Origin of the sequence: Amycolatopsis vastitatis, from assembly GCF_002234595.1 — a bacterium.
Lineage (GTDB): Bacteria > Actinomycetota > Actinomycetes > Mycobacteriales > Pseudonocardiaceae > Amycolatopsis > Amycolatopsis vastitatis.
The window spans coordinates 125262-141780 of record NZ_NMUL01000023.1 but is presented as its reverse complement, the minus strand read 5'-3'; the positions used below and the strand labels follow the sequence as shown (position 1 = coordinate 141780).

14 protein-coding genes and 1 pseudogene are annotated in these 16519 nt (G+C 71.9%); 6 read left to right on the top strand and 9 right to left on the bottom strand.

Features of this window, described 5'->3' with window-relative positions; all coding sequences use genetic code 11:
- Window positions 1–54: 54 nt before the first annotated feature.
- The 3 genes from CF165_RS23420 to sigJ all read right to left on the bottom strand — a co-directional run bounded on the left by CF165_RS23420 (window position 55) and on the right by sigJ (window position 2356).
- Window positions 55–633, bottom strand: coding sequence for a TetR/AcrR family transcriptional regulator (locus CF165_RS23420; protein WP_093949695.1), 579 nt, complete (start codon window positions 631–633; stop codon window positions 55–57).
- Window positions 612–1409, bottom strand: a complete 798-nt coding sequence (locus CF165_RS23415) for an SGNH/GDSL hydrolase family protein (RefSeq protein WP_093949694.1) — start codon at window positions 1407–1409, stop codon at window positions 612–614. The genes CF165_RS23420 and CF165_RS23415 overlap by 22 nt, the downstream gene beginning before the upstream one ends.
- Before the next feature lie 74 nt (window positions 1410–1483).
- A complete protein-coding gene (sigJ, locus tag CF165_RS23410) occupies window positions 1484–2356 on the bottom strand; it encodes an RNA polymerase sigma factor SigJ (RefSeq protein WP_093949693.1) in 873 nt (290 codons plus the stop codon).
- Window positions 2357–2457: 101 nt separating this feature from the next.
- On the opposite strand from sigJ, the gene CF165_RS23405 reads away from it, so the two are divergent.
- Entirely contained in the window at window positions 2458–3438 is a 981-nt protein-coding gene (locus tag CF165_RS23405) for an NAD(P)H-dependent oxidoreductase (protein ID WP_093949692.1), read from the top strand.
- 21 nt (window positions 3439–3459) lie between these two features.
- On the opposite strand, the pseudogene CF165_RS23400 reads toward CF165_RS23405, so the two are convergent.
- Window positions 3460–4254: pseudogene (locus CF165_RS23400) on the bottom strand (MFS transporter); the annotation flags it as partial.
- 72 nt (window positions 4255–4326) lie between these two features.
- Window positions 4327–5697, bottom strand: coding sequence for a M20 family metallopeptidase (locus tag CF165_RS23395; protein ID WP_167441546.1), 1371 nt, complete (start codon window positions 5695–5697; stop codon window positions 4327–4329).
- Between the two features lie 104 nt (window positions 5698–5801).
- Between CF165_RS23395 and CF165_RS23390 the strand changes: the two genes are divergently transcribed.
- The 3 genes from CF165_RS23390 to CF165_RS23380 are packed head-to-tail and all read left to right on the top strand — an operon-like array spanning window position 5802 to window position 8015.
- Window positions 5802–6704 (top strand): LysR family transcriptional regulator, encoded by a 903-nt coding sequence (locus CF165_RS23390; RefSeq protein WP_093949691.1) that lies wholly within the window; start codon window positions 5802–5804, stop codon window positions 6702–6704.
- 26 nt (window positions 6705–6730) lie between these two features.
- Window positions 6731–7414: an MOSC domain-containing protein gene (locus CF165_RS23385; protein WP_093949924.1), complete on the top strand. Its 684-nt coding sequence runs from the start codon at window positions 6731–6733 to the stop codon at window positions 7412–7414.
- Entirely contained in the window at window positions 7404–8015 is a 612-nt protein-coding gene (locus CF165_RS23380; protein ID WP_093949690.1) for a TetR/AcrR family transcriptional regulator, read from the top strand. Before CF165_RS23385 ends, CF165_RS23380 begins: the two co-directional genes overlap by 11 nt.
- Here CF165_RS23380 and CF165_RS23375 read toward each other — a convergent pair.
- Entirely contained in the window at window positions 7997–9562 is a 1566-nt protein-coding gene (locus tag CF165_RS23375) for a beta-N-acetylhexosaminidase (RefSeq protein ID WP_093949689.1), read from the bottom strand. The two genes, CF165_RS23380 and CF165_RS23375, sit on opposite strands and share 19 nt — an antisense overlap.
- Before the next feature lie 65 nt (window positions 9563–9627).
- A complete protein-coding gene (locus tag CF165_RS23370) occupies window positions 9628–11499 on the bottom strand; it encodes a propionyl-CoA synthetase (RefSeq protein ID WP_093949923.1) in 1872 nt (623 codons plus the stop codon).
- A gap of 184 nt (window positions 11500–11683) precedes the next feature.
- Here CF165_RS23370 and CF165_RS23365 point away from each other — a divergent pair, with 184 nt between their 5' ends.
- Window positions 11684–13444, top strand: coding sequence for a serine/threonine-protein kinase (locus tag CF165_RS23365; RefSeq protein WP_093949688.1), 1761 nt, complete (start codon window positions 11684–11686; stop codon window positions 13442–13444).
- A 42-nt stretch (window positions 13445–13486) separates the two neighbouring features.
- Here the strand turns inward: CF165_RS23365 and CF165_RS23360 are convergent, their stop codons facing one another.
- Window positions 13487–14062 carry a class I SAM-dependent methyltransferase gene (locus CF165_RS23360; RefSeq protein WP_093949687.1) on the bottom strand — a complete coding sequence of 192 codons (576 nt, stop codon included), beginning with the start codon at window positions 14060–14062 and terminating at the stop codon, window positions 13487–13489.
- A gap of 82 nt (window positions 14063–14144) precedes the next feature.
- Here CF165_RS23360 and CF165_RS23355 point away from each other — a divergent pair, with 82 nt between their 5' ends.
- Window positions 14145–14858 (top strand): AraC family transcriptional regulator, encoded by a 714-nt coding sequence (locus tag CF165_RS23355; RefSeq protein ID WP_093949686.1) that lies wholly within the window; start codon window positions 14145–14147, stop codon window positions 14856–14858.
- A gap of 47 nt (window positions 14859–14905) precedes the next feature.
- Here CF165_RS23355 and CF165_RS23350 read toward each other — a convergent pair whose 3' ends face one another.
- Window positions 14906–16474, bottom strand: a complete 1569-nt coding sequence (locus CF165_RS23350) for a dolichyl-phosphate-mannose--protein mannosyltransferase (RefSeq protein ID WP_093949685.1) — start codon at window positions 16472–16474, stop codon at window positions 14906–14908.
- Window positions 16475–16519 lie beyond the last annotated feature (45 nt).

Genomic DNA, 16519 nt, shown 5'->3' with positions numbered 1-16519 from the left:
CCGGCCCGGCCGGACGTGGGGTTCACCGCGGGCGTCGGGGGTGACGATATTCGTTCAGGTGTTCGCCGTCCGGACAGGGGGAGCGTGTCGCAGGTACGTGTCGAGCGTGACGGCCAGCGCCGCTTCGGGCGACGGCGCGAAGCTCGCCCCGGCCAGCCCGCCCCACAGCCACAGCTGGGCGAGGCCGTGCAGCGCCGCCCACAGCGACGCGGCCACCAGCCGCGGGTCGGTGCCCGCGTCCGTTCCGGCCGCGGCGACCAGGGCCGCGAACTCGTCGAACACCGCGCTGCTCGCCGCGCGGAGCGCGGGCTCGTCCGGGTCGATCAGGTCGCGGCGGAACATCAGCTCGAACATCGCCGGGTTCCGCAGCGCGAAGTCGACGTAGCTGTGGCACGCGGCGGTGAGCCGTTCCCGCGGGCCGCCGTCCGGCAGGCTCGCCCGGCGTTCGAGCAGTTCGGTGAAGCCCCTCGTGGCGACGGCGGACAGCAGCTCCGCACGACCGGAGAAGTGCCGCAGCGGCGCGCCGTGCGAGACCCCGGCGGCCTTGGCGATCCCGCGCAGCGTCACCGCGCCGACGCCCTCCTCGGCGAGCAGCTCCGACGCCGTCGTGATCAGGCGTTGCCGGGTGCCCACGCGTCGTCCCGGGTCATGGGGAGCAGGGCCGGGCGCTTCGGGAGGAAGCCGTCGCCGGGCTGGCGGCCGATCAGCCGGTTGCGGGTACGCGTCACGGCCACCGGCAGGACTTCGCGGAGCAGCCACTGCACGTCGGCGCGCCAGCCGTGCTCGGCCGCGGCTCCGGGCAACGGCGCGAGCCACGCCGGGTCGTGGTCGAGGCCGAGGCAGGCGAGGACGTAGGCGGCGAGCCGGCGGTGCCCGTGGGCCGACAGGTGGAGGCGGTCGGCGCCGAAGTAGCGCGAGTCGGTGACGGCCTGGTCGGGCCACAGGTCGATGAGCAGCGCGCCGTGGCTGACGGCCGCTTCGCGGATGGCGTCGTTGAGGGCGACGATCCGCGGCCGCATCCGGCTGCCCAGGGGCATCCGGTGGGAGACGTCGCTGAGGGTGAACGTGACGACGGCCGGGGAGATTTCGGTGCAGGCGCGGACGGCGGCGTCGACCCGGCGGGCGACCGTGCGGGCGTCCCAGCCGCGGCTCATGACGTCGTTTCCGCCGCCGAAGAGGGCGATCAGGTCGGGGTCGAGCCGGGCCGCGGCTGGCACCTGCTCGGGGACGATCTGGTCCAGCCGCCGCCCGCGGACGGCGAGGTTGGCGTAGCGGAAGCCCGGCTGGTCTTCGGCCAGCCGGGCGGCGACGAAGTCGGCCCAGCCGCGGTAGTGGTTTTCCCCGGGGTACGGGTCGTCGAGACCTTCGGCGCAGCTGTCGCCGAGGACGACGAAACGGTGGTAGCTCATCCGATCTCCGTAACCCGCGGTTCACCTTGTAGACACTGTCTATCAAACCTGAGTAGACGCTGTCTACATCGGGTTCACTGCCAGGGGCGGAGCTTCTCGGGGTTGCGGACGGCCCAGATGCGCGTGATCCGGTCGTCCGCGATGTCGAACGCGTACACGGCGGCGAGCTCGTCCCCGCGCTGGAGCAGCAGCCCGGGCAGGCCGTTGACCGGGCGTTCCACGAGCGTCAGCGCGCCGGCGGCCCCGGCGCTGAGGTCGACGACGTACCGCGCCACGAGTTCGCCGCCTTCGATCGGGCGCAACGCGGCGCGGACCACGCCGCCGCCGTCCGCGGTGAGGGTCGCGCCGGGGTCGAGGAGGCCGACGAGCGCGTCGATGTCCCCGGCCTCCCAAGCCTGCTTGAAGTCCCTGACCAGGTCCGCTTGCCGGGTGACGGGCACCGCCGGCCGCGACGCGCGGATCCGGCGGCGGCCCGACGAGGCCAGTTCGCGGCACGCCGCCGGCGTGCGGCCGGTGATCCCGGCCACCTCGGCGAACGAGTAGCCGAAGACGTCGTGCAGGACGAGCGCGACGCGCTGCGGCGGGGTCATCGTTTCGAGGGCGACGAGGAAGGCCATGCTGACCGACTCGTCGAGGGTGATCCGATCGGCCGGGTCGGCGACCGGCCCGGTGGGGCCGGGCAGCGGCTCCGGCAGCCATTCGCCCACGTACCGCTCGCGCCGCACCCGTGCCGAGCCGAGCACGTCCAGGCAGACACGGCCGGCGACCGTCGTCAGCCAGGCGCCGGGCGAAGCGATGGCGTCCCGCTGCGGCGGCGTCAGTGCGTACCAGCGGGCGTACGTCTCCTGCACGGCGTCCTCGGCCTCGGCCAGCGAGCCGAGCAGCCGGTAGGCGAGGTTGAGCAGGTGACGTCGTTCGGCGACGACCGGTTCCGATGGCGTTGTCATGACTCCTCCGACGACACAGCGTTCCCGAACGTCAGGTCCTGACGTTCCGCGGGCCCACTTCGTCGTACTGGCCAAGGAGCCAACCGAACAGGGGAACAACGATGGTCAAGATCGGGATCGTGATCGGCAGTACCCGCCCCGGCCGCAAGGGCGACCAGGTCGCCCGGTGGGTCCACGAGCGGGCGGCGCGGCGAAGTGACGCCGAATTCGAGGTGATCGACCTGCGCGACCACCCGCTGCCGCACCTCGAAGAGCCGCCGGGCTTTTCGGGCCGGTACCAGGACGAGCGCACCCGGGCCTTGGCCGCGGTCGTCGCGTCGTGCGACGGGTTCGTCGTCGTCACGCCGGAGTACAACCACTCCGTGCCCGGCGTGCTCAAGAACGCCATGGATCACGTGTACGTGGAGTGGAACACCAAGGCGGCCGGGTTCGTGTCGTACGGCGGCGTGGGCGGCGCCCGCTCGGTCGAGCAGCTGCGGCTGGTCTGCGGGGCCCTGCAGCTGGCGGACGTCGCTCCGCAGGTCACGCTGCCCCTGGCGACCGAGTTCGAGAACCGCGAGGTCTTCAAGCCGGGCGATCACCAGCTCGCCGCGTTGGACATGCTGCTGGACCACGTCGTCGCCTGGAGCACCGCGCTCGCCCCGCTGCGCACGCGCGCGGACGAGGAAGCCGCGATCCGGGGCAGGCTCGACGAAATCATCGCGGGGCTCCGGGCCAAGGACTTCGAAGCACTGCGGCGGGTCTACGCGCCGGACGTCGTGTCGTTCGACGTCGAACCGCCGCTGCAGCACGTCGGGGTCGAAGCGAAGCTGAAGAACTGGGCGAAGGCGTTCACGTTCTTCGAGAAGGTGGACTACGAGCTGCGCGACCTGACCGTCACGATGAGCGGCGACCTGGCCGTCGGGCACGGCTTCGGCCGGGTCAGCGGCACGCTGCCGAACGGGGACGCCGTCAACGGCATGTGGGTCCGGGCCACCTTCGTCTTCCGGAAGACCGGCGGCGAGTGGCTGATCGCGCACGACCAGGCTTCCGTGCCGTTCGACGTCGCGACCGGCCGGGGAGTCGCCGACCTCGAACCGTGAAGCGCCCGGGGTCTCCCGGCCTCAGTTGATCCCCCGGCGCCGGTGCGCGACGACCAGCGCGGCGACGCTCAGGCAAGCCGTCAGCACGAGGTAGTACCCCGGCGAGACCGGCGACCCGGTCGTGGCGATCAGCGTCGCCGCGATCGTCGGGGTGAACCCGCCGAAGATGCCGACCGTCGCGTTGTAGCCGAACGAAAGCCCGGTCGCCCGGGTGTGTGCGGGGAACGCGTCGGCCATCACCGAGGGCAGCGCGCCGAAGTACGCGGCCTTCAGCAGCCCCGGGATCGTCATCGCGATCGTCAGGTCGCCCCAGTGGTTCCGGAACAGCTCCCGGATCGGCGCCTTCTTCGCCGGCGTGACGGGCGATTCGTCGACGTGCCGGCGGATGTACCAGCCGATCGGGCCGATGAGCAGCCCGAAGGCGAACGGGACCCGCCAGCCCCACGACGTCATCGCGTCGTCGCTCAGCACCGCGGTCAGCCCGGCCGCGAACCCGGCCGACAGCAGCGTCGAGAGTCCCTGGCTCGCGAACTGGAAGCTGCCGAGGAAACCCTTGCGCCGGTTGTCCTGTTCGATCAGGAACGACGTCGCGGCGCTGAACTCGCCGCCCGCGGCGAACCCCTGGACCAACCGCGCGACGATCACGCCGAGCGGGGCCAGGATCCCGATCCGCGCGTAGCCGGGCAGGAGCACGAGCAGCAGCGTGCCGAGCACCATCAGCCGGATCGTCCACACGAGGGCCTTCTTGCGCCCGTGCCGGTCGGCGTACGCGCCGAGTACGAGGCCGCCGAGCGGGCGGATCAGGAACGTGATCCCGAAGCGCGTTGCCGATCGTCGCCGCGGCGATCGCGCGCCGGCCGGTGACGCGGGGGCGGATCTGCGTCTCGGTCATCGGCGTTCCCTGAGGGCGTGGAAGAGCGCGGTCGCGAGCACGAGGCCTTCGCGGGCGACGGACGCGAGCAGGTGCTCGTCCGGAGCGTGCTGGAGGCAGCCGGGGTAGGAGTGCGGCAGCCACAGCGTCGCCAGCCCGAGGACGTCGGTGAAGACGTGGTTGGGCAGGCCGCCGCCGAAGTTCGGCAGGAGCGCGACCGGCTTTTCCGCGATTTTGTCCAATGTGGACTTCGCCCAGCCGGCCCACGGGTCGTCGACCGGTGTCCGGCTGGCCCGGAAGTTGCCGTCGACCGTCACGCCGACCATCGACAGTCCTTGGGCGGCAAGGTGTTGCCTGATCGCTTCCGCCGTCCCGCCGACGTCGGTGCCCACGACGTATCGCAGCTGGAGCACCGCCCGGGCCCGTCCGGGGATCGCGTTCACCGGGCGGTCGACGTCCGCCGCGCCGAGGGAAAGGACTTCGAGGGTGTTCCAGCCGTAGAGCCGTTCGGCGGCGGTCAGCCGCGGATCGCCCCAGCCTTCGTCCGGCAGGGGGTCGCCGGGGGTGTTCGCGACGATGACTCCGTCCAGCGCCGCGCGGACGGTGTCCGGCAGCTCCGGCGGCAGCAGTTCGGGCACCTGGATGCGGCCGTGGCCGTCGACCAGGCTCGCGACGGCCGCGGCGAGCGTCGTCGCCGGGTTGCGCAGGATCCCGCCCCAGTTCCCGGAGTGGTAGGCGTCCGGGCGCAGGTCGACGTCGAGCGCGATCCGGACGCTGCCGCGCGCGCCCAGGAACAGCGTCGGCGTCGCGGCGTCGAGGCGCGGGCCGTCGGAGGCGATGAGGACGTCGGCGCGCAGCAGGTCCCGATGTGTCTCGGCGAACTCCGTCAGGCCCGGCGAGCCGATCTCCTCGCCGGTCTCGAACAGGAACTTGAGGTTGAAGCCCAACGAGCCCGTTTCGGCCAGCAGCAAGCGCAACGCCGTGAGGTTGACCAGGTGCTGGCCCTTGTTGTCGGCGGTGCCGCGGCCGTACCAGCGGTCGCCGTCGGCGGTCAGCGTCCACGGGTCCCGGCCCTCGCTCCACCGCCCGGCCTCCCCGACGACGTCGGCGTGGCCGTAGCAGAGCAGCGTCGGCAGCCCGGGTGCCTCGACGCGGGTGCCGACGAGGAACGGGCCGCCCGCCGGATCGGGGTTGGGGTGGGTCTCCACCGCGCAGCCGAGTGCCTCGAGCCTCGGCGTCAGGACGTCGTCGAGGTATGCCTTGATGGCAACGCGACCCTCGGGAGCGTCGCTCACTGTCGGATACCTCACGAGTGTGGCGAGTTCGGCGAAGAAAGCGCCGGAGTCGACTTGGGCCTGTGCTTTCGCGATCAGTTCGGCAGGGATCACGGGGCCTCCCGGGTCGTGTCGGGAAAGCGTAAGGCGGGTGGGAGGTGGTGACCATTGCCGTTTGGGGTGGCTTGCGTTCTCATGAAGGCAAACCGGGAGGTTCGATGCGTCTGCTGCCCACGGGGCTGACCTACTTCCTCGAGGTCGCCCGCACCGGCTCGGTGTCCGAGGCCGCCGTCGCGCTGACGGTCGCGCCGTCGGCGATCAGCCGCCAGATCGCCAAGCTCGAGGCCGCGATCGGCGTGCCGCTGTTCGTCCGGCACCCGCGCGGCATGATCCCGACCGACGCCGGGAACCTGCTGCTGGACCACGTCCGCCGCAGCGAGGCGGAGTCGGCGGCCCTGCTCGACGAGCTGCGCACCGGGCGAGGGCTGCAGGCCCGCTCGATCACCGTGGCGTGTTCGGAGGGCTTCGCCTGGCGGGTCGTACCGCGCGCGATCGCGCGGTTCCGCCGCGACCACCCCGAAGTGGCGTTCCACGTCGATGTCGTCCGGCGCGACGAGGCCACGCGGCGGGTGCTCGACGGCGAGGCGGACGTCGCTGTCACCTACGCGACCGGTCCGCTGCACGGCGTGCGCGTGGAAAGCGCCGTGGTCGTGCCGGTGTACGCGATCGTGCCGGTCGGGCACGAGCTGGCGGGCCGGACGCGGGTGAGCCTGGCCGAGCTGTGCGCGTACCCGGTCGCGTTGCCGACCACCGGCCAGAGCCTGCGCGAGCTGTTCGACATCGCCGCCCGGATCGGCAACCTCGCCGTCCGGCGGGTGCTGGAGTGCGACGAGCTCGCGCCGCTGTACGAGTTCGTCCGCCAGGGTGGCGGGGTTTCGCTGGTCGGCGGGCTCGGGGATGTGCGGGGAGAGGGTGTCGAGTACGTCCACCTCGACGATCCCGCGTTCCGCCAGCGGGAAGCGCAGGTGCAGACGATGGCCAGCCGCACGCTTTCGCTGACGGTGACACGGTTCGCCGCCCTGCTCGTCTCGCTGGTCCAGCCGGCGATCCCGGAAAAATGACCGAACGGTCGTGCTACCTTCCGGACATGCGGATCGCGGGTGTTTACGTGGGAGAACCGAGTGTGCTGGGCTACCGCCGGGAGCGGCCGGTGCTGAGCGCGATCACGAAAGCGCCGGTCACGGCGCCGGAGCTGACGCTCACCGAGCTGAACCTCGACGGCGACCGGCAGGCCGACCTCACCGTGCACGGCGGCGTCGACAAAGCGGTTTACGTCTACCCCTCCGAGCACTACCCGGCCTGGGCGGCGGACGGCTTCGAGGCTTCGCAGGGCGGCTTCGGCGAGAACGTCTCGCTGACCGGCGTCACCGAGGACGACGTCCGGATCGGGGATGTCTGGGCCTGGGGCGACGCGCTGGTGCAGGTTTCCCAGCCGCGGCAGCCGTGCTTCAAGCTCGCCATGAAGACCGGGCGCAAGGACGTCACCCCGCTGATGATCGACTCCGGGCGCTGCGGCTGGTACCTGCGCGTGCTGCGGCCCGGCACGGTGCCGACGTCCGGCGCGCTCGAGGTCGTGGAGCGTTCGGACGGGCCGACGATCACCGAGGTGTACCTGGTTTCCTTCGCCAACTACGGGCAGCTGCCGCCGGACAAGGTCGAGGCGGCGCTGGACCTCGCGGACCGGGTGCTGGCGACGCCCGCGCTGTCCGCGTCCTATCGTGACGGTGTTCAGTCCACTGTGGACAGATGGCGGGCGCGGCGTGCCGGTTGACGGCCGGATCGCCCGCGGCGACGCGACCCGGCGCCTGGTGCTGCGCCGGGCGGTGGCGCTGGCGTCGGTCGACGGCCTGGCCGGGCTGTCCCTCGGCCGCCTGGCCACCGAGCTGGAGCTGAGCAAGAGCGGCGTGTTCGCGCTGTTCGGCTCCAAGGAAGAGCTGCAGCTCGCGACGATCGAGGCGGCGCTGGAGATCTTCCGTTCGCACGTCGTGACACCCGCCTCGGCGGTCTCGCCCGGCTTGCCGCGGCTGCGCGCGGCCTGCGAGAAGTGGCTGGACTACTCGGAAAAGCGCGTCTTCCCGGGCGGGTGCTTCTTCTGCAACGTCGGCGCGGAGTTCGACGCGCGCCCGGGCCGGGTCCACGACGCGGTGGCGGCGGCGAGCGGCTCGTTCGCCGCATTTCTCCGCGAGACCGCTCGCGAGGCGGTCGCGCTCGGGCACGTCGACGCGGACCCGGAAGTGCTGGCGTTCGAGCTGCACGCACTGGGCCGCGCGGCCAACGCGGACGCGATGCTCAACGGTGGAACACGGGCCTACGAGCTGGCCAGGCGGGCGATCCGCGCCCGCCTGGCCGGTGCTCACTTCCAGTCGACCTGAGGGGAGCGGTAGAAGCTGATGCCTTGGGTGGTCCAGCGCGGGGCCTGCTTCGCGAGGCGGGTGCGGTAGGCGTCCCAGTTGTGCGACGCCTTGGGGGACCAGCCGAGCTCCGCGATCCCCGGCAGCCGGGGGAAGGCCATGTACTCGATGTCGTCGCTGGTCCGGATCGTCTCGGTCCACAGCGGCGCCTCGACGCCCGCGACCTGGTTCTCGCCGACACCGGTCACCAGCGTCGCCGGGTCCCAGTCGTACGCGTCGCGAACCTCGACCAGCCCGGCCCAGTCCTGGCCCAGCTTCGTCGACTCCGTGTACTTCATGTCCAGGTACGCGTGGTTCGCCGGCGACATGAGGATCTTGTTGCCCCGCGCCGCGGCGGCCGCGACGTCCGGGTTGTCGCCGCCGAAGTCCCAGTACTGCGGGATCGCCGACACCGGCGGCGAAGACTTCGCGATCTCGTGCCAGCCGGTGATCTTCTTGCCGTACTCGGCGACGATCGGCTGCACCTTCCGCTCGAACGTCAGGTAGTCCGCGGGCGGCGTCGCGTGGGCCTCGTCGCCGCCGATGTGCAGGTACGGCCCGGGGGTGATGGCCGCCAGCTCGCGCACGACGTCCTCGACGAACCGGTAGGTGATCGGCGAGGAGATGCACAGCGAGCTGTAGCCGACCTCGGTGTCGGTCCGCGGCGGGACGGCCTTGCCGTCGCAGTTCAGCTCCGCGTAGGTCGACTGCGCCGCGTTCGTGTGGCCCGGCATGTCGATCTCCGGGATCACCGTGATGTGCCGCGAAGCCGCGTACGCGACGATGTCCTGGTACTGCGCTTGCGTGTAGTAGCCGCCCGGGTCGCCGTCGACGGCGGTCTTCCCGCCGACCGTCGCCAGCTTCGGCCAGCTCTTGATCTCGATGCGCCAGCCCTGGTCGTCGGCCAGGTGCAGGTGCAGCGTGTTGACCTTGTACTGGGCGACCTGGTCGATGTACAGCTTCACCTGGTCGGGCCGGAAGAAGTGCCGGGCGACGTCGAGCATCGCGCCGCGCTCGGCGAAGCGCGGGTAGTCGAGGATCGTGCCGCCGGCGACGGTCCACGTCCGGTGCTGCACGTGCTTCGCGTCGATCGCCGACGGCAGCAGCTGCCGCAGCGACTGCACGCCCTCGAAGAGCCCGTCCGCGGTGTTGGCTTTCAGCGTGACGCCGTCGCGCGCGACCTTCAGCTCGTAACCCTCGGTGCCGACGCGCGTGTCGTGGCCCAGCTTCAAGGAGATCGCGGGCAGGCCGGCGGCGTGCGGCACGACCGGCAGCGGGTAGCCGGTGGCCGGGCGCAGCAGGCCGCGCAGGTAGTCCGCGACCTGGCCGGCGCCGCGGTCGGCGCTGATCACGGTGGACGACGTGAGCCGGAAGCCGCCCTTCGGGTCGGCCTTGGCCGAGACGGGCGCCGGGACGACGTCGGTCACGCTCCGTTCGGTGACGGCCGGGGCCGCCACCGCGGAACCGGGTACGGCGACCGCCGCGAGACTCGCGACAGCCGCGGTCAGGACGGCTCTGGACAAGCGCATCAGGGCACCTCCGGTCGGGGACTCCTCCCAAAGGTACAGACCAGCCGGAGCATTTGGAACAGTCCTTAACGAAGGGCCTGCCGGAGCGCGTCCAGGACGCTCGGGTCCTCGATCGTGGAGGGCACCGGCTCGTCGCGGCCGTCGGCGATCGCGCGCATCGTCTTGCGCAGGATCTTCCCGGACCGCGTCTTCGGCAGCGCGTCCACAATGGACACATCGCGGAACGCGGCGACCGGGCCGATGTCCCGGCGCACCATGGCCACCAGCTCGTCACGCAGCTGGTCCTCGGGGATGTCCGCGCCCGCCTTCAGCACCACGAACCCGCGTGGCAGCTGGCCCTTGAGCTGGTCGGCGACGCCGATCACCGCGCACTCGGCGACGGCCGGGTGCGCGGCCAGGACCGCCTCCATCGACCCGGTGGACAGCCGGTGCCCGGCGACGTTGATGACGTCGTCGGTCCGGCCCATGACGAACAGGTAGCCGTCCTCGTCGAAGTAGCCGGAGTCGCCGGTCAGGTAGTGGCCCTCGAAGCGGGAGAGGTACGCCTCGCGGTACCGCTCGTCGTCGCCCCAGAGCGTCGGCAGCGAACCCGGTGGCAGCGGCAGCTTCACCGTGATGGCGCCTTCGCGTCCGGCCGGCAGCTCCTCGCCGGCCTGGTCGAGGACCCGGACGTCCCAGCCGGGGACGGGCTTGGTCGCGGAGCCGGGCTTGACCTCCATCGGCTCGAGGCCGCGGGGGTTGGCGGCGATCGGCCAGCCGGTCTCGGTCTGCCACCAGTGGTCGATCACCCGCGTGCCGAGTTTCTCGTGCGCCCAGTGGTAGGTCTCCGGGTCGAGCCGCTCGCCGGCCATGAACAGCGTCTTGAACGCCGCCAGGTCGTACTTCTCCAGCTCGCGCGCGTCCGGGTCGACCTTCTTGATCGCCCGCAGCGCGGTCGGCGCGGTGAACAGCGCCTGGACGCCGTGCTCGGCGATGACCCGCCAGAACGCGCCCGCGTCCGGCGTCCCGACCGGCTTGCCCTCGTACATCACCGAGGTCGCGCCGACCAGCAGCGGCGCGTACACGATGTAGGAGTGCCCGACGACCCAGCCGACGTCGGACGCCGTCCACCAGACGTCGCCGGCGTGGACGTCGTAGACGGCCTCCATCGAGTAGGCGAGCGCGACGGCGTGGCCGCCGGTGTCCCGCACGACGCCCTTCGGCTTCCCGGTCGTCCCGGACGTGTAGAGGATGTACAGCGGATCGGTCGCCGCGACCGGCACCGGGTCGGCCGGCGTGGCGCTCACCGCCAGCTCGCGCCAGTCGAGGTCACGCCCGGTCAGCACGGCCGGGGCCTGCTCGCGCTGCAGCACGACGACGTGGTCCGGCTGGTGCCCGGTCATCGCGAGGGCGGCCTCGATGATCGGCTGGTACTCGACCACCCGCTTCGGCTCGATGCCGCAGGACGCCGCGAGGATGACCTTGGGTTTCGCGTCCTCGATCCGCGCGGCCAGCTCCTTGGGCGCGAACCCGCCGAAGACCACCGAGTGCACGGCGCCGATCCGCGCGCAGGCCAGCATCGCGATCGCGGCCTCCGGCACCATCGGCAGGTAGACGATCACCCGGTCACCCTTCGTGACCCCCAGCGAGCTGAGCGCGCCGGCGAAGCGCGCGACCGTGTCCCGCAGTTCCTCGTAGCTGTAGGTGCGTTGCCGTCCGGTCACGGGAGAGTCCCAGATCAGCGCCGCCTGGCTGCCGCGGCCGGCCTCGACGTGCCGGTCCAGCGCGTTGTACGACGTGTTCAGCTCGGCGTCCGGGAACCACCGGAAGAAGGGCGGGTTCGCGTCGTCGAGCGCCCGCTCCGGCGGCTTCGTCCAGCTGATCGACTCGGCCGCGGCCAGCCAGAACGCGTCCGGCTCGGCCAGGCTTCGCCGGTAAGCTTCGGAGTACGCGCTCATGCCCCGCTCCTTCGCGTCGAACGTCCCGCCGATGCCCATCATGGCGCGGGAGCGGCGGCCGCGCCGGATTCCCGGCGGGGAAGACCCGGCAACCTCACGGCGGCCGGGAGCGTCCTAAGCTGGACCACGGGCAAACGCCGCGTGACAGCCACGAAGTGAACACGGACAGTAAGGGAGCCCGGCGGTGAACGGACTCGCGAGCGCGTTGCTCTCGCTAGCCCATTCCTTGTTCGGCCCGGGCTTCTGCCCCGGCGAATGGGTGTGGGCCACGAGTGCGGCCGGCGCGCTCGTCGCGCTGGTCCCGCCGATCGGCGCGGTTGCCGTGTCGATCATCCGGAAGGGCACGGGCAACCGCTACGACGCCACGACGCTGTCGGTGTTCGGCGCGATCGGCCTGTTCAGCGCGCTGGTGCTGCCGTGGCTGCTGTCGAACGGCGTGTCGTCGGTCTACCGGGCGGCGTTCGCGGGCTCGAAGGCCGCGACCGGCCTGACCAAGACGGAACTGGGCTCGCTCAACAACGACGGCGGCTGCTGGGTGGGCAACCAGACGAAGTACCTGGGTGGCGGTCAGTCCGTCTACGACGTGCTGTTCTCCAAGAACGGCGCCGACCTGCCGTTCTTCGTGTACGTGCTGGCGTTCGTCGTCCTCGGGGCGGGCTCGCTGTTCTTCGTGATGCTGCAGGGCCGCACGGCCTTCCGCCGCGGCCCGAAGTGGCCGTCGCGGTTCTTCTGGATCCCGTTCGCCGCGATGCTCGTGTTCAGCGTCGGCATGGAGGCGAACACCGCGCTGCACTTCTGGCTGGGTTTCCTGCCGTTCAGCGTGCTGGGCCTGATGCCGGTCGCGATGGTCGGCCCGCCGCCGTGGTCGGTGATCAACCGGTCGGACGCCCCGCCGCAGCGTGAGCCCGAGCCGCGCCGCGAGCAGGGGCCGCCGCCGTCGCAGGTCCAGCCGCGCCCGACCCCGCCGCCTCCGCCGCCGCCCCCGGTGAACCGGCCGTACCCGAAGACGGCGCTGGCCTCCGCGCCCGAGCCGCCGTCGCCGCCGGGAGGCGCGCTGGCCGCGGCACCCGGCCCGATCCCGCCGCCGCCCGGCTCGCGCAACGCCGGCGGCAGCCGCTACCGCCGCGTCAAGCAGCTCGGCGCGGGCGGGTTCGGCACGGTCTGGCAGGCCGTCGACACCCAGCTGAACCGCACGGTCGCGCTGAAGATCGCGCACGCGCCGGACCGCGACACGGCCGAGCGCATGCAGCGTGAGGCCCGCGCGCTGGCCGTGGTCAGCCACCCGAACTGCGTCAAGGTGTACGACCTCGCCGAGGAGCCGGACGGCCTGGCGCTGGTGATGGAGTACCTCGAAGGCCGTCCGCTGGCCGAGCTGGTCGACGGGCAGGGCCCGCTCGACGACATCGCCGCAGGCCGGCTGTGGGCGACGATGGCGGGCGCGCTCGCCGCGGCGCACGAGAAGGGCGTCCTGCACCGCGACATCAAGCCGTCGAACATCGTGCTCGACCCGAGCGGCCTGGCCCACCTGATCGACTTCGGCATCGCCCGCAGCCAAGGCGACTCCAAGATGACGGCCACCGGGATGATGATCGGCACGCCCGACTTCGTCGCCCCCGAGCAGGCGATGGGCGCGGTGGCTTCGCCGGCGTCCGACGCGTGGCAGCTGGCCGCGACGATCAGCTACGCGCTCTCCGGCCAGCCGCCACGCGGCACCCGCGAGACGCCGATGGCCGCGCTGATGGCCGCGGCCCGCGCCGAACCGGTGTCCCGGCTGCCCCAGCGCAGCGCGCACGCCCGGCTGCTGGCGGCGTCACTGGACCCCGAGCCGCGCCGCCGTCCCACGCTCAGCGCGGTGCGCCGCGAGGTCGAGGGCTGGCTGTCGCGGGCGGGCAAGTCCCCGGACGGCCCGGTGACCCGGGTGGTGCCCCGCCAGCCCCATCGCTAGCCGCTCGTGAGTGAGAAATAGGGTTAGAACACTGTTTCTCACTCACGAGCGCGGTGGCCGGATCGCCGAGAAGGTCACGATCTCCTTCGGCCGGGCCTGCACCTCGACCTGCTCGAAGCCGGCCTTCTCGAGCCGTGCCGGGAGGCTGCCGGCGTCGACCACGTTCATCGTGTCGCCGATGTGCAGCAGCCGGAAGCGGAAGCTGAGCTGGCTGTCGGTGCCGCAGAACCGGCCGCCCGGGCGCAGCACGCGGGCGGCCTCGGCGAAGATCGCGTCCTGCAGCTCGGCGGTCGGGACGTGGTGCAGCATCGTGAAGCAGACGACGGCGGAGAAGCGGCCTTCCGCGAAGGGCATTTCGGCGCCGCTGCCCTCGTGGACGCCGGCGCGGCCGCCGAACTTCGCCCGCAGCAGCTCGGCCGACGCGGGGTCGATTTCCAGGACCGTCAGCTTCGGGACGACGTCGAGCAGCACCTTCGTGGTGGCACCGAAGCCGGGGCCGATCTCGAGGACGTCGTCGCCGAGGTCGTGCCGCGCCAGCCACGGCTTCAGGCGTTCTTCGACGGTGTCCGCCCACTTGGCGGAGCTGCAGATCTTGCGGTGGATGAGGTTCATCGGCATGCGTCCGACGCTATTTCGGCCCGCGGGTGACCGGTAGCCGATACGCTGCCAACCGATGTCGCGAACCGGCCAATTCGGAGCCATGCTGCTCGGCGCGTTCGACCTGCCCGCGGGTACCTGGTTCCCCTGGCACGAGCACCCGGCGCACCAGCTCGTCTGGTCGGCGCGTGGGGTCGTCGCGGTCAAGTCGGGTGACGCGGGGTGGGTGCTGCCGCCGACGCGAGCCCTCTGGATGCCGGCCGGCGTCCGGCACCGCACGGGTGCGCTCGGCCGGGCGGCCCTGCGCGGCATCTACGCCGATCCGGCGTTGTCCCCGGTGTCGTGGCCCGCGCCGCGGATGGTGGTGGTCCGCCCGCTGCTGCGCGAGCTGCTGGAGTACCTGACCGGCGACGGCGTCGCGCCGGAGGCCCGGCTGCGCGCCGAAGCCGTGGCGTTCGACCTGCTCGAACCCCTGGACGTGGTGCCGATCGTGGTGCCGTCCCCGGCGGACCCGCGGGCCCGGGACGTGGAAGCGGCCTTGCTGGCGAACCCGGCGGACCCGCGCGGCCTGGCCGAGTTCGGCCGCGACGTCGGCGCCGGGGAGCGGACGCTGGCGCGGATCTTCGTCCGCGAGTGCCGGATGCCGTTCGGCACGTGGCGCACCCAGGTGCGGCTGCGTGCGGCTTTGCCGTTCCTGGCCGAGGGGACGCCGTTGGAGACGGTGGCGTTCCGGGTGGGCTACAGCTCGGCGAGTGCGTTCGTCGCGGCGTTCCGGCGGGCGGTGGGTGTCACGCCGGGTGCCTACTTCGCGGGCTGACACCAGGGTTCGTCATGAGGGGCACCCTCATGGCGATCGCCGCCGGACTACCGCCAGGAGGGCAGCCAGCGTTCGGCTTCCCAATGGCCGCTGGTGATCGCGATGCCGTTCAGGATCGGCCACAGCCAGGCGAAGTTCGCCACCACCAGCCCGACGTACAGCGACACCACGAGCAGACCCGTCCCGCGTCTTTCGAAGCCGCGGCGGGCACTGCCGAGGATCTGGCCCAGGCACAACGTCAGTCCCAAGACCAGGAACGCCGCCAGCGGGGTCGCGTAGAAGAAGTACATCTGGCGGTCGATGTTGGTGAACCAGAAGACGTACCCGCCGAGGTAGCCCACCAGCACCGCCGCGTAGCGCCAGTCCGCGCGGAAGATCGAGCGCCACGCCGCCCAGCCGAGCATCGGGATGGCCAGCCACCACATCGCCGGCGTGCCGATCAGCATCGTCGCGCTGATGCAGCGGGCCTCGCCGCAGCCGGTGACGTCGCCGTCGTAGCTGTACAGCATCGGGCGCAGCCCCATGGGCCACGTCCACGGCTTCGACTCCCACGGGTGCGGGCTGTCCTTGGGCGTCAGCAGCGTTTCGTGGAAGTGCAGGACGTTCCCCGTGTAGTCGCCGAGCGAGCGCAGCGCCGGCGGCATCCACGACCAGAAGCCGGGCGCGATGTCCTTGATCTCGGTGTAGTGCCGGTCGGTCGCCGTTTCGCTGGCGAACCACGCCCAGTACGCGCTGAGGTACATCAGGAACGGGATCAGCAGGATCGCCCAGAGCGCCGGCAGCACGTCACGGCGGAGCGTGCCCAGCCAGGGCCGCTCGACGCCCGCCGCGCGCCGCGCCGCGACGTCGAAACCGACGCACAGCAGCCCGAACGCGACGATGTAGTACAGCGCCGACCACTTGACGCCGAAGGTCAGCCCGATCATCAGGCCGGTCGCGAACCGCCACCAGCGGAAGCCCAGCTTGGGGCCCCAGACGGACTCGTTGACCCAGCCCTCGCGGACCGCCGTCGCGAGCCGCTCGCGCACCTGGTCGCGGTCGACGAGCAGGCAGGCGAACGCGGCGAGCACGAACAGCGCGATGAAGATGTCGAGCATGCCCATGCGCGACTGCAGGTGCAGCACGCCGTCGCTGATCACCAGGATGCCGGCGATGCCGCCGAGCAGCGTCGAGCGCGTCAGGCGGCGGGCGACGCGGATGGTCAGCAGCACCACCAGCGTGCCGGCCAGCGCGGGCATGATCCGCCAGCCCCAGCCGTTGTAGCCGAACAGCCACTCGCCGATCGCGATCAGCTGCTTCGCCAGCGGCGGGTGGACGACCAGTTCGTAGCCGTAGTTGTCCTCGTAACCGCCGTTGCGCAGCACCTGCCAGGCCTGTGGCACGTAGTGCTTCTCGTCGAAGACCGGGCTGCCCTTGTCGGTCGGGGCGCCGAGGTTCTGCAGGCGGACGATGCCGCCGATCACGGTCAGCACGATCGTGACGACCCACCCGCGCAGCCGGTCGGCCGGCATGCCGCGGCCGAGCAGCGTCAGCTCGCGATCGGTGGGCGGCCGGAGCGCTTCGGCCGGGTCCGGCCGGACGCTTTCGTCGTCGGGACGGGTCAGCACGGCGGTCACGGGGGCGATCCTACGGGCGGGGCGGGGCGTCCGTCGTCCGGATCC

Coding starts and splice junctions, on each gene's coding strand:
- CF165_RS23385 (WP_093949924.1), top strand. CDS start 6,731: ATGCGGATCGCGGGTGTTTACGTGGGAGAACCGAGTGTGCTGGGCTAC.
- CF165_RS23355 (WP_093949686.1), top strand. CDS start 14,145: ATGCTGCTCGGCGCGTTCGACCTGCCCGCGGGTACCTGGTTCCCCTGG.
- CF165_RS23370 (WP_093949923.1), bottom strand. CDS start 11,499: ATGAGCGCGTACTCCGAAGCTTACCGGCGAAGCCTGGCCGAGCCGGAC.
- CF165_RS23375 (WP_093949689.1), bottom strand. CDS start 9,562: ATGCGCTTGTCCAGAGCCGTCCTGACCGCGGCTGTCGCGAGTCTCGCG.
- sigJ (WP_093949693.1), bottom strand. CDS start 2,356: ATGACAACGCCATCGGAACCGGTCGTCGCCGAACGACGTCACCTGCTC.
- CF165_RS23360 (WP_093949687.1), bottom strand. CDS start 14,062: ATGCCGATGAACCTCATCCACCGCAAGATCTGCAGCTCCGCCAAGTGG.
- CF165_RS23405 (WP_093949692.1), top strand. CDS start 2,458: ATGGTCAAGATCGGGATCGTGATCGGCAGTACCCGCCCCGGCCGCAAG.
- CF165_RS23415 (WP_093949694.1), bottom strand. CDS start 1,409: ATGAGCTACCACCGTTTCGTCGTCCTCGGCGACAGCTGCGCCGAAGGT.
- CF165_RS23390 (WP_093949691.1), top strand. CDS start 5,802: ATGCGTCTGCTGCCCACGGGGCTGACCTACTTCCTCGAGGTCGCCCGC.